At 64.0% G+C, this 12,259-nt stretch carries 13 protein-coding genes; 6 read left to right on the top strand and 7 right to left on the bottom strand.

The features are described from left to right. The 4 genes from ABH924_RS06015 (at position 1) to ccsB (ending at position 4,212) form a co-directional block, all read left to right on the top strand. Positions 1-651, top strand: a complete 651-nt coding sequence (locus tag ABH924_RS06015; protein ID WP_372460883.1) for a TlpA family protein disulfide reductase — start codon at positions 1-3, stop codon at positions 649-651. 14 nt (positions 652-665) lie between these two features. After that, the gene (locus ABH924_RS06010; RefSeq protein WP_404497653.1) at positions 666-1,421 is read left to right on the top strand and encodes a cytochrome c biogenesis CcdA family protein; all 756 of its coding nucleotides are present in this window, start codon (positions 666-668) and stop codon (positions 1,419-1,421) included. Positions 1,422-1,567: 146 nt separating this feature from the next. After that, positions 1,568-3,148: a cytochrome c biogenesis protein ResB gene (locus ABH924_RS06005; protein ID WP_404497677.1), complete on the top strand. Its 1,581-nt coding sequence runs from the start codon at positions 1,568-1,570 to the stop codon at positions 3,146-3,148. After that, the gene (gene ccsB, locus ABH924_RS06000) at positions 3,148-4,212 is read left to right on the top strand and encodes a c-type cytochrome biogenesis protein CcsB (protein WP_404497652.1); all 1,065 of its coding nucleotides are present in this window, start codon (positions 3,148-3,150) and stop codon (positions 4,210-4,212) included. Before ABH924_RS06005 ends, ccsB begins: the two co-directional genes overlap by 1 nt. Positions 4,213-4,362: 150 nt before the next feature. On the opposite strand, the gene ABH924_RS05995 is transcribed toward ccsB, so the two are convergent. Further along, positions 4,363-4,740: a PLD nuclease N-terminal domain-containing protein gene (locus ABH924_RS05995; protein ID WP_234748781.1), complete on the bottom strand. Its 378-nt coding sequence runs from the start codon at positions 4,738-4,740 to the stop codon at positions 4,363-4,365. Positions 4,741-4,821: 81 nt separating this feature from the next. Between ABH924_RS05995 and ABH924_RS05990 the strand changes: the two genes are divergently transcribed. Further along, positions 4,822-5,130, top strand: a complete 309-nt coding sequence (locus ABH924_RS05990) for a DUF4229 domain-containing protein (protein WP_234748782.1) — start codon at positions 4,822-4,824, stop codon at positions 5,128-5,130. 155 nt (positions 5,131-5,285) lie between these two features. Here the strand turns inward: ABH924_RS05990 and ABH924_RS05985 are convergent, their stop codons facing one another. The 5 genes from ABH924_RS05985 to ABH924_RS05965 all read right to left on the bottom strand — a co-directional run bounded on the left by ABH924_RS05985 (position 5,286) and on the right by ABH924_RS05965 (position 9,681). Continuing rightward, positions 5,286-6,167, bottom strand: coding sequence for a 1,4-dihydroxy-2-naphthoate polyprenyltransferase (locus tag ABH924_RS05985; RefSeq protein WP_404497651.1), 882 nt, complete (start codon positions 6,165-6,167; stop codon positions 5,286-5,288). Positions 6,168-6,228: 61 nt separating this feature from the next. After that, complete coding sequence (locus ABH924_RS05980) at positions 6,229-7,362, bottom strand: AMP-binding protein (protein WP_404497650.1); 1,134 nt, start codon at positions 7,360-7,362, stop codon at positions 6,229-6,231. A 9-nt stretch (positions 7,363-7,371) separates the two neighbouring features. Next, positions 7,372-8,325, bottom strand: coding sequence for a 1,4-dihydroxy-2-naphthoyl-CoA synthase (locus tag ABH924_RS05975; protein WP_404497649.1), 954 nt, complete (start codon positions 8,323-8,325; stop codon positions 7,372-7,374). Between the two features lie 21 nt (positions 8,326-8,346). Continuing rightward, positions 8,347-8,784, bottom strand: a complete 438-nt coding sequence (locus ABH924_RS05970; RefSeq protein ID WP_404497648.1) for a VOC family protein — start codon at positions 8,782-8,784, stop codon at positions 8,347-8,349. 168 nt (positions 8,785-8,952) lie between these two features. Further along, a complete protein-coding gene (locus ABH924_RS05965) occupies positions 8,953-9,681 on the bottom strand; it encodes a lysostaphin resistance A-like protein (RefSeq protein ID WP_404497647.1) in 729 nt (242 codons plus the stop codon). A 201-nt stretch (positions 9,682-9,882) separates the two neighbouring features. Between ABH924_RS05965 and ABH924_RS05960 the strand changes: the two genes are divergently transcribed. Next, positions 9,883-11,361, top strand: coding sequence for an amino acid permease (locus tag ABH924_RS05960; RefSeq protein WP_234748788.1), 1,479 nt, complete (start codon positions 9,883-9,885; stop codon positions 11,359-11,361). A 116-nt stretch (positions 11,362-11,477) separates the two neighbouring features. On the opposite strand, the gene ABH924_RS05955 is transcribed toward ABH924_RS05960, so the two are convergent. After that, positions 11,478-12,203: a dienelactone hydrolase family protein gene (locus ABH924_RS05955; protein WP_404497646.1), complete on the bottom strand. Its 726-nt coding sequence runs from the start codon at positions 12,201-12,203 to the stop codon at positions 11,478-11,480. Between the last annotated feature and the right edge of the window lie 56 nt (positions 12,204-12,259).

The following is a 12,259-nucleotide window of genomic DNA, read 5'->3' as shown; positions in this document are numbered from 1 at the left end:
ATGGACCGCAATATCACCAGCCGCAAGACCAGCGGCCAGAAGGCCAATGCAACCTTGACCTCGCGCCGCAGTTTCCTCGCCGTCGGGGGCGTGGCACTTTCTGCATTGACCATGGGCCTGTCCGCCTGTGCCCAGGAAGACGCCCTGGCCCAGCAGGCCAAAGCCGGCGACAACAAGAACTACGTCGCCGGGGACGGCTCGGTGACCGAATTCGCCAAAGCGGACCGCAAGGCCGCCGTCGGGATCAAAGGCACTTTGTTCGACGGAACTGCCGTGACCCCGCAGGACCTGCTAGGCAAGGTGACCGTCCTCAACTTCTGGTTCGCCGCGTGTGCGCCGTGCCGGGTTGAAGCGCCGATTCTTGAGGAACTGCACCAGGAGTTCAAGCCCAAAGGTGTCCAGTTCTACGGTGTGAACCTCCGGGACGAGAAGGCGACGGCGGACGCGTTCGACAAGACGTTCAACCTCACGTACCCCAGCTTCAACGACAAAGACGGCGCCGTGCTGCTGTCGGTCTCCGGCATTGTTCCCCCGGGTGCGGTGCCGACGACGCTGGTGCTGGACAAAGAAGGCAAGGTTGCCGCCCGCGTCCTGGGCGAGATCGATAAGAGCACGCTCAAGGCGCTCATCACCACCGCGGTTGCCGAGTAGGTGGCCTCGACAGCGTGAACAGCCCTTTCGCCGAGACCATCCTGAGCGGTTCCTTGCTGCTGGCCATCCCCGTGGCTTTGCTGGCCGGACTCGTGTCCTTCCTGTCGCCTTGCGTCCTGCCCCTGGTACCTGGCTACCTTGGCTACGTGACCGGGCTGACCGGCGTCGACCTCCAGAAGCAAAGGCGCGGGCGCATGCTCGCGGGAATCGGCCTGTTCGTCCTCGGATTCTCCGCGATTTTTGTCCTGCTCGGTGGTGCCTTCGGCCAACTGGGGACCCTCATCACCGGTCCGCAGAACGCGTGGATCACGCAATTGCTGGGCGTACTGGTGATCATCATGGGCGTCGTCTTCCTGGGTGGCTTCGGGTGGTTGCAGCGCGACGCCAAAATCCATGCCAAGCCGCCTGCCGGGCTGTGGGGTGCGCCGTTGCTGGGCATCACGTTCGGACTCGGCTGGGCGCCCTGTATTGGTCCCACCTATTCCGCCGTCCAGTTGCTGAGCCTTTCCGGGGGATCGTCCGCGGCAAAGGGGGCTCTCCTGGCGTTTGTCTATAGTCTTGGCCTTGGCATTCCCTTCCTGTTGATAGCCCTGGCAGTCCGCCGGGGGATGGGTGTGATGTCCTTCTTCCGCAAGCATCGCCTCGCGATCCAGCGGATGGGCGGGGGCATCCTGATCCTCCTGGGAATCCTGATGGCCACGGGAGTGTGGGGCGCCTGGGTAACCGGGCTCCAGTACTGGTTCCAAACCGATGTGAAGTTGCCGATCTGATGAGCGAGCCCGTGCAAGGTAAAAAGAAGTCAAACAAGTCCGCCAGCGAATCCGCGGAAGCTGACAACGCAGCTGACAAGGCGAATGACAAGGCGATCGACAAGGCCAAGGCCGAAGCGGCACTGCCGGTCCTGGGCATCGTAGGCATGCTGCGCTGGGCTTGGACCCAGCTGACCAGCATGCGCACAGCGCTGTTCCTGCTGCTTCTCCTGGCCGTCGCGGCAGTTCCCGGATCGCTGTTCCCGCAGCGCCCGGCGAACCCTTCGATCGTGACGCAGTACATCAGCGACCACCCGGACTACGGCAAGCTCCTGGACTCCGTGCAGCTCTACGACGTGTACTCCTCTGCCTGGTTCTCGGCGATATACATTCTTCTGTTTATCTCCCTGATCGGTTGTGTCACGCCACGGGCCATCGCCCACTACAAGGCGATGCGCTCCCAGCCGCCGCGGACCCCGAAGCGCCTGTCCCGCCTCCCGGAGTACGGCACGCTTGTGCTGCCCGCCGACGCCGGGATCCCGGCGTCGAAGGCTATCTCGGACGCCGCCGCGGTGCTGAAGAAGCGCGGCTACCGTGTGGAGGTACGCGACGTCGACGCCGCCATGCCTTCCTTGGGTGCCGAGCGCGGCTTCCTCAAGGAAGTGGGCAACCTCGTGTTCCACGCTTCGCTGATCGGAGTGCTGGTTTCGGTGGCGGTCGGCGGGCTGTTCGGCTACAGCGGCCAGCGCATCCTGGTGGAAGGTGACACCTTCGTGAACACCTTGGTGGGCTATGACCAATTCAGCCCCGGCACCAACTTCCAGAGCAGCTGGCTGCAGCCGTACTCCATCCAGCTGAACAAGTTCGACGTCCAGTTCGACCGGGAATCGCCGGCGCACTTCGGCCAGCCCATCGACTTCACGGCCGACGTCACCACCAAGGACACCCCGGACGCGCCTGCCAAGAAGCAGGTCCTCAAGGTCAACGATCCCGTGTCACTTGGCGATACCAGCATTTACCTGACGGGCAACGGCTACGCTCCCGTCGTCACCGTCCGGGACGGCGCCGGCAACGTCGCGATGCAGGGACCGGTGGTGGCCAAGCTGCAAGGTGACAACTATTACTCCTCGGTGGTCATCAAGGTTCCCGATGCCAAGCCCGATCAGCTCGGCTTTGCAGGGTTTTTCCTTCCCACCGCCATGGTGACGGACAAGGGTGTCTCCTACAGCGGCGATCCCTCACTCATCAACCCCCAGTTGAACCTGAACTCGTACTATGGCGACCTCGGCCTGAACAAGGGCACCCCGCAGAACGTCTTCGAACTCGACGTAGCCAAGCTGACCCCGCTCAATGGCCGCGGCATGGCGGACAAGGCCATCGCAATCGCCCCCGGAGGCACCTACACGCTTCCGAACGGCAAGGGCAGCATCACCTTTGACGGCGTCAAGAAGTACGTTGGCGTCGACATCCACCACAATCCGGGCCAGGCCACCGCGCTCGTGTTCGCCCTGTTGGCGGTCGCCGGACTGATTCTCTCCCTCTACCTGAACCGACGCCGAGTCTGGGTCCGGACCGGAACCCACGACGACGGGCGCACAATGGTGGAGTATGGTCTCCTTGCCCGCGGCGAGGACCACAGGCTGGCCGGCGAAGCTGCCGCGATCCGCGAACTGCTGCAACGAGAATGGCTGCTCACCACAGAGCAGTCCACCGACACCGTTTCTTCCTCAACCTCGAAGGACCAGTAATGTTCCCCATCAACGAAACCATGGGCCAATACAGCGAGCTTTTCATGCTGCTCGCGGCCGGCACCTACACGGTGGCGTTCGTCGCTTTCGCGTGGGACCTCGCCAAGAGCAGCAAAATGCTGAAGGCAGTGGACCTGAAGGCAGCCTCTTCGGTGGTGGCCGAGGTCAAGGTTCCGGTCGCCGCCGGCCGTGCCGGTGGAAACGACGTCGGGGGACCTGCCGGCCGTACCGAGCGCCCGACGTCGGCGATCACCTCCGTCAACCAGACCGCCGGCGGTGACATGAAGTACGCCGCCGAGCGCCGCATTCCCGCCCGTGTGGCGGTGGCAGTCGCGATCATCGGAGTGGCAATCCATGGTGCCGGGGTCATCACCCGTGCGATCGGCGCAGGCCGCGTGCCGTGGGGCAACATGTACGAGTTCCTGACCACCGGTGCTTTCCTGGTGGTTGCAGTCTTCCTGCTCTCGCTCATCCGCCGCGACCTTCGCTTCCTGGGCACCTTCGTGCTGGGCCTCGCCGTGATCATGATGGTGGCCGCGTCCGTGACCTACTGGACCCCGGTCGGTCACTTGGTTCCGGCACTCCAAAGCTACTGGCTGGTCATCCACGTCTCCATCGCCGTGATGTCGGCTTCCCTGTTCACCTTGACGTTCGCCATGTCAGCCCTGCAGTTGCTGCAATCGCACCGGCAGAAAACCCTGGCGGCCGGCGGGGTCGACAAATTGGGCTTCATGCGGCTCGTACCCAACGCGCTGAGCCTGGAAAACCTGTCCTACCGCATCAACACCGTGGGATTCGTGGGCTGGACCTTCACCCTCATGTTCGGCGCCATCTGGGCCGAGAAAGCCTGGGGCCGCTTCTGGGGCTGGGACACCAAGGAAGTCTGGACCTTCGTGATCTGGGTGGTCTACGCCGGGTACCTGCACGCGCGCGCCACCCGCGGCTGGACGGGAACCCGCGCGGCCTGGTTGTCGATTGCGGGCTACCTGTGCGTGATCTTCAACTTCACGGTGGTCAACGTGTTCTTCAACGGCCTGCACTCTTACTCGGGGCTCTCGCAGTAAGTTCAAGGCGCTGGTGCCCGCGGGCATCAGCGCCTTGCCGTCGCTTAGACACCTCCCGACGCCTCATTCGGCCGCGGGCGGCCTCATTCAGCTCTGGTCGGCGATGCGCTCCTTAGCAAGACCCTGACGCCCGCTCGTGCCATGGCCCAGTCAGCTGTTGACGTCGCCGCTGTCGTCAGCCTTGGTTTCGCCCTTGAGCTTGCGTTCCTTGGCTTCGAGTTCGGCCTTGAGCTTCTTCAGCCGTTCGGCTTCGGCCTGGTTGCGACGGCGGACCTCCAGGTTGCGGAGAAAGTCGGGGTCGTCGTCGGGGGCGGTGGGGTGGCTCGTGGGCTGCGGGGTGGGCCGGATGTTGTAGGGACGGCCGATAAGGAACCAGAGGACCGCGCCGAGAACCGGCAGCAGGATCATCACGACAATCCATGCGGTTTTGGAAATTCCCCGGGTAGAGCGGCGGTCGGTGCGGATGACGTCCACCAGCCCATAGACGAACACGAGCAGGACGGCGACAACTGCAACAACGCGGAGCATACCGTCAAGTCTAGTCGCCGCCGGGTCCAACGATAGCTGTGCGATCAGGGTGCAATCAGGCTGGGAGGCTAAACTTGATCCGTGGCTTTCCTCAAATACTCCCTGATCCGCCTGGCGATCTTCGTACCGCTCTTCGTCCTCTTCGCCCTCCTTCAGACGGGTTTGTTCCTGGCAGCGATTTTCGCGGGCCTCATCGCGTTCGCCGTCAGCTACCTGTTCTTCCAGAAGCAGCGCGACGCCGCCACTGCTGCTATGCGCGAACGTTTCTCCGGGCGGGCCAAGCCCATCCGCTCTGCGTTGGAGATTGAAGATGCCTCGATCGAGGACCGGCTGGTCGATGAAAACCCTGCGGTAACGGTCGAGAACGACCGACGCCCCAAGGAATCCTAGAAACTCAAAGCTGAGCGAGGGTTCGGGAAAACCGGCCTATATGTGAGCGAGGGTTTGGAGGAGGACGCTCGCTCACTTTTAGGCCACTTTCGACGAACGCTCGCTCACATGACTGAGCGAGGGTTCGGGAAATCCGGGCTATATGTGAGCGAGGGTTAGAAGCCGTGGCTCAGGATGAGGCCCAGCGAGAACAGCACGCTGTAGCCGAGGTTGATCAGTCCGGTCTGCTTGAGCACCGGGATGAGGCTCTTGCGCTTCCTGCCGTTGACCATGAGCCAGGCCGGCATGAGGCAGGCGGGGATCAGCAGCAGCACTATAAGCATCCAGGGCTTGGTAGGCGCCAACACCACCACCAATAGGATCGCGACTGCCAGCATCAGGACGTAGCTCTCGCGGGCGTGGCGGTCGCCCAGCCGCACGGCCAGTGTCCGCTTGCCCGCCACCATGTCCGTGGGGATGTCGCGCACATTGTTGGCCATCAGCAGGGCACAGGCGATCAATCCTGTGCCAATGGCGCCGATGACGGCCGGAAGGCTCACTTGCCCGGCCTGCGTGTAGGTGGTGCCCAGCGTTGCCACCAGGCCGAAGAAGACAAACACGAACAGGTCGCCGAAGCCCATATAGCCGTACGGGTTCTTGCCGCCGGTGTACCCCCAGGCAGCAAGGACGCAGCCGACGCCCACCAGGATCAGCCACCAGCTCTGCGTGATGATCACCAGGACCAGGCCGAAAATCATGGCGAGGCCGAAGGCTCCGAAGGCGGCCCACTTGACGTGGTCGGGGCGTGCCGCGCCGGAACCGACCAGCCGGAGCGGACCCACGCGGTCCTCATCGGTGCCACGGATGCCGTCCGAGTAGTCGTTGGCGTAGTTGACCCCGATCTGCAGCAGCAGCGCCACGAGGGCGGCGAGGATGGCATTCAAGATCCGGAAAGATTGCAGCTCGTAGGCGGCCGCTGTGCCGATCAGCACCGGCGCGATCGCTGCCGGCAGGGTGCGCAGGCGGGCGCCTTGAATCCATTGTGCAGCTGTTGCCACGTTCAGTACCTCGTGTTGTTTCGCGTTGGGGGAAGGCAAATGACGGTCGGGGAGAACGTGTCTATTCTCCCTGATGCACCTCGGTGAGAAGCTCGATCATCGCCAGCCGGTCCGGCTTTCCATTAGGGAGCATGATGAGTCCATCCGTGGTCAGCACTGTTTTCGGAGCGAGGGTACCTAGCGATTCCTGGCAGTGGGCCTTGTAGTCCGCGATGCTTTCCGGGGAGCTGTCCTCCACGGCAACATAGGCTGCCACCGCCTGGCCCCACTCACGGGAAGGCACCCCGGCCACGAAAGCCGCCGTGACGCCGTCGAACTTTTCAAGCTCCGCCTGGATGAACGCGGCGGAGGCTTTGACGCCGCCGGTGATGATGACGTCGTCGGCGCGTCCCAGCACAGTGAGCGTACCGTCAGCGGCGAGCCCGCCAAGATCGTTGGTGCGGTACCAGCGGGTGCCGTCCTCCTCGAAGAACGCTTCGGCAGTCGCCTCGGGCGCGTCCAGGTAACCGGAAGCTACGGTGTCGCCGCCCAGGAGGACCTGGCCGTCGTCGTCGAGCATGACCCTGACGCCGTCAAGCGGCCTTCCGTCGTACACGCAACCGCCGCACGTCTCAGCCGAGCCATAGGTGGTCACGACCTTCAGCCCGGCCTCCCTGGCGGCGTCCAGCAGCGCGGCGGGCGCGGGCGCGCCGCCTAGAAGGATGGCATTGAAGCGGCGAAGCATCGCGAGGGTCTGCGGCGAGGGCGAGTCCAGGAGCCGCTGCAGCTGCGTCGGCACCAAGGAGGTGAAGCGGATCGTGTCGGTCAGCTCTTCGGCGGCGGCGGTGAAGGCCTCCGGTGTGAAGCCGTTCGAGAGGTCCATGGCCCATGGACGCGTGCCGGCGAAGAGCGAGCGGACCAGCACCTGGACCCCGGCGACGTATTGCAGCGGCAGGGCCAGGAGCCATTGGCCCTCGCCCCGGAGCGCGATGGCCGTGGCCATGGAAGAAGCAGCGAGCTCGTCGACCGTGAGCACCGTGGCCTTGGGCGTACCGGTGGAACCGGAGGTGCGGACCACTACCGCGGCGTCATCGAAACCGGGTGTCTCAACGGGGACCGCCACCGGGGTGCCGTCCTCCCGGACGAAGATTTCGACGGCGGGGCCCTCGTCGTGGAGGGCGGCGGCGAGGGCATTGAGAACGGGATCGATGTTCACGGGCGAGTCCTAGAAGTAGTAAGGGAAGTTGGACCAGTCCGGATCGCGCTTCTCGAGGAAGGCTTCCTTGCCCTCGACGGCTTCGTCCGTCATGTAGGCCAGACGCGTGGCCTCCCCGGCGAACACCTGCTGACCGGCCAGGCCGTCGTCGGCCAGGTTGAAGGCGAACTTGAGCATACGGATGGCCTGCGGAGATTGGCGCGCGATGTCCGCCGCGTACTCCAAGGCAACCTCCTCGAGGCGCTCGTGGTCCACGGCTTCGTTGACTGCACCCATGCGCACCATGTCCTCCGCGGAATATTCACGGGCCAGGAAGAAGATCTCGCGGGCGGCTTTCTGCCCGATCTGGCGGGCGAGCAGCGCCGAGCCGTAGCCGGCGTCGAAACTTCCCACGGTGGCGTCGGTCTGCTTGAACTTGCCGTGCTCTCGGGAGGCGATGGTGAGGTCAGAGACAACGTGAAGCGAGTGCCCGCCGCCAGCGGCCCAGCCGTTGACGACGGCGATGACCACTTTGGGCATGGTCCGCATGAGCCGCTGGACTTCCAGGATGTGCAAGCGGCCGGCGCGGGCGGGGTCGATGCTCTCCTGCGTCTCGCCGTCGGCGTACCGGTACCCGTCTCGTCCGCGGATCCGCTGGTCCCCGCCGGAACAGAAGGAATGGCCGCCGTCCTTGGGGGAGGGACCGTTTCCGGTGAGCAGCACTGTAGCGACATCCGGAGTCATCCGGGCGTGGTCCATGGCGCGGTAGAGCTCGTCAACGGTGCCGGGACGGAAGGCGTTGCGGACCTCCGGGCGGTCGAAGGCAATCCGGACCGTCGGAAGGTCCCTTGTCAATTTTCCGTCGGCGTCCCGCTCGACCTGCCGGTGGTACGTCATGTCCTGGAAATCGTCGAAACCGGACACGGTACGCCAGCGCGACGGGTCAAAGACGTCGGATACCTTGGCGGGGAAGTCGTTGCTCACCCTCAGAGTCTAGTAATCCGCTCAGCTGATGCAGAACTCGTTGCCTTCGGGATCCGCCATGGTGTGCCATTCGTGCGGCCCTTGCCTGGCCGTCCAGAGGTATTTCGCGCCGCGCGCTTCCAATGCGGCGCGGACTTCGTCCTTGTCCTGTCCGTTGAGGCGCACGTCCCAGTGAACCCGGTTCTTGACGGTCTTGTCCTCCGGAACGGTCTGGAACAGGAAGCGGCGGCGGGTGTCCTTGTCCTGGTCTTCTTCGGGGCCGATGGCCGCGCCGTCCTTCCACACCAGGTTGCCGTTGTGGGTGGTCGTTTCAGCCTCCGTGGCGAAGCCTTGATCGACCATGGACCGGATGAACGCTTCGTCCTGGGGCTCCACGATCCACTCGAGCGTCTCGGCCCACCAATCGGCGAGGACGTGCGGATTCTTGCAGTCGATCACTACCTGAAAGTTCAGTGCCATGGACTGAACCTACGACGACGGCGCGTGGCCGGGGAAGTGCCTAGCGGACAGTTCCGGTCCGGGTTTCCCAACTGACTCGCATTTGTTGTCGCTTAGCGGCCTGAAAACGACATCTACTGCGAGTTAGTTGGGTGGGCTAGGCAGGTTGGGTGGGCTAGGTGGGTTGGGTCAGCCGCCCAGGAGTTGCGGCGGGATCGCGTAGATCAGCACGACCGCCAACAGGTTCTTGGCGGCGTGAACGAAGTAGGAGAACATCACGTTCCTGCCTGTCCAGACGTAAACGGCCACCAGGACAACGCCCATTCCGAGGTACGGGGCCAGCGCGGGAAGCACCAGGCCTTCACGTCCCACCACGTGGATGGCGGCGAAGCAAAGCACGGACAGGGCGCAACAGAGCCAAATGTTGACACGACGGGACAGCTTGCCGATGAGCAGGTGCCGGAACAGGTATTCCTCCACGAAGGGACCCAACACCACCAGCAAAGGCACCACGAACCAAGCCGGCAGTTGCAGCACGAGGGACTGCAAGCCCAGTTGGTTTTGCGACGACTTGGCCGAGCCGGTAACCGTCACCAGGATGGCGGTGATCACCAGCATCGCCACGATGGACAGCGGAATCATGGCAAGCGTGAACCACGGACGGGTGGCCAGGATCAGGAGGTCGCGGGCTATGACGCGCCACGCAGCCGCAACCGCGAACAGGCCGACCGAAGCGTAGAAAGCGAGGTTGATGGCGAAGACGGCGGTGGCCGGATCGGGAAAGATCCGCTGCACGAAAGTCGTCACCGGGGCGGTGGCGAGGCTCAGAACGGCCGCCAATGACACATAGAGTCCGAAAGCCGCAGCGTCCAAGCCCGTGAAACGGTATAGCCTGCCGGCTGACGGAATGGTGCCCATATGCCCAGCGTAACGCCCCTGTTTGTTGCCCGCGTCACTCTCCGCCGAAATCACCGGGTAGGATGGTTTTGCCGGATTTACCTTCGACGCTTCCGTGTATTCGCTACTGATTCGACTCGCCAACAGGGTGAAAGCTCGAATTGCTTGTGCCGATGCGCGTGAAGCCAGGGCCGGCATCTCCTCAACCCACAAGGAACAGCTGTGCCTCAAAACACCACAACCGACCTTCAGCGCGAGCCGGGAACCCTGGCTGCGCCCAGTACCTCTACAACTTCCGAAAACCTCAGCGCCGAGGGCTACCAGAAGACCCTGAGCCGCCGCCACGTCACGATGATCGCGATGGGCGGTGCGATCGGCGTCGGCCTCTTCATGGGTGCCGGTGGACGCCTTGCCTCCACCGGGCCGGCCCTGATCTTCTCGTACGCCATTGCCGGCGTCATCGCCTACCTGCTGATGCGGGCCCTCGGCGAACTGATCATGTACCGCCAGACCTCCGGCTCTTTTGTCAGCTACGCCGGTGAAATGTTCGGCAAAAAGGGCGCCTTCCTCTCCGGTTGGATGTACTTCATCAACTGGGCCATGACGGGCATCGCCGAACTCATTGCCATCGGCCTGTACTTCCAGTTCTTCTTCCCGAACGTTCCCGTTGAACTGTCCGCCATCGCCGCGCTGGTGCTGCTGGTGGCCGTGAACCTGTTCAGCGTCAAGGCCTTCGGCGAGTTCGAATTCTGGGCTTCCTGCCTCAAGGTGGCCGCGATCCTGATCTTCCTGGCCGTGGGCACCTTCATGGTGGTCACGAACGCGCAGGTCGGCACCGGCCACGCTTCCGTGGGGAACCTCTTCGCTGCCGACGGCGGAATGTTCCCCAAGGGCGGCCTGGTGATGATCCTGGTCCTCAACGCCGTGATCTTCGCTTACAACGCCATCGAACTGGTCGGCATTACCGCTGGCGAGATGCAGAACCCGGAACGCGAAGTGCCCAAGGCGATCCGCGCCGTCGTGGTCCGCATTGTGGTTTTCTACGTCGGTTCCGTCATGCTGCTGGCGATGCTCCTGCCTTCGGACCAGTACCACGCGGGAACCTCCCCGTTCGTCACGGTCTTCGGCCAGATGGGCTTGCCCTGGATGGGCGACGTCATGAACATGGTCGTCATCACCGCCGCGCTGTCCTCGTGCAACTCCGGCCTGTACTCGATCGGCCGCATCTTCCGCACCATGGCCAACAACGGACATGCCCCCAAGTGGCTCACCAAGATGTCCACCCGCCACGTGCCGTACGCGGCCATCCTGGCAATCGGCGCCGTGTACCTCGTGGGCATCCTGCTCAACATCTGGTTGGGCGGTTCGCACGCCTTCGACCTCGCTCTGAACACGGCCTCGATCGGCGTCATCTTCACATGGGGCTCGATTTTCGCCAGCCAGATCGCGCTGCGCAAGAAGAAGGGCAACGTTTCCAGCCTGCCGATGCCGGGTTCGCCGTGGACCAGCTGGGTTGGCCTGATCGCCCTGTTGGCCATCACCGTGCTGATCGGCATGGACACCATGACGGACAAGGCCACGGGCGAGGTGTTCCTCCTGGGCCTCTGGACCCTCGCGACCATCCCGTTCTTCGCCTTGGTGCTGTGGCTCGGCTGGCAGAAGGTCAAGAACAACGAGCCGAAGAGCGAGCTGTTTAGCTAGTCCCCACCGCCACCCTCGCCTCGCAAGCTCGGCCAGGGAACCCTGGCGGAGTGGGCCCACACGACGGCGGGCGCCTCCCGCTCCGGGGGCGCCCGCCGTCGTACTCTGTTCAGCCGCTAGTCCCTCAGATGCTTCGCGAAGTGGTCCTCGATCCGCTGCCAGGCTTCCGGAGCCGCAGCCGGATCGGGTTTGATGCCCATTACCCGCATCAACGGCCGCAGTGGCCGGGGCCCGACCGGAACGTCGTTCATGAAGGCGTGGCCCGCCGTCGGGAGTTCCTTGACGTCGTGCTCGATCCCAAGGTTCGTCAACGCAGCCTGCAACTTCGCGGCCGCTCCCCGCAACGTCCGGTCCTTGCCTCCATAGTTGGCCACCACCGGGCAAGCGCCCTCCAAAGCCTGCTCCAGGTCCCGTGGCAATTGGCCGTAGTTCACGGAGGCCGCGTCGAAGTCGTCGTGGGCCGCGAGCAGGGCGAAGGCGCCTCCCATACAGAAACCGATGACCCCCACTTTTCCTGTGCACCGGGCATCGCTGCGGAGCCAGGAACGTGCCGTGGACACATCCGTAAATGCCCGGCCCGTGCCCGACATCAGGGAGCGCATGGTCGCCACGAGGCAGCGCCTCGCGCCGCCGTCGCTATAGAGATCGACGGCGAGCGTCAAGTAGCCGGCCGAGGCGAGCCTGTCTGTGTGCCGCCGCATCATGTCGTCGAGCCCAAAGGCTTCGTGGAAAGGTACGACGCCGGGAAACGGCCCTTCGCCGTCGGGCTCGGCAAGGTACCCCTGCAGGGTCCGCGAGCCTCCTGCCGCCGCACTGTCCGCGCTCAAGTCGATGTGCACCATGGTGTGGAAGCCTTTCGTTGGCCGATCCGATTGCGGGCGTAGGCCCAGTGTTTGCC

It is taken from the genome of Arthrobacter sp. GAS37 (genome assembly GCF_044908325.1).
Lineage (GTDB): Bacteria > Actinomycetota > Actinomycetes > Actinomycetales > Micrococcaceae > Arthrobacter > Arthrobacter ramosus.
The sequence above is the reverse complement of the archived record's forward strand: the minus strand, read 5'-3'. Positions and strand labels throughout refer to the sequence as shown.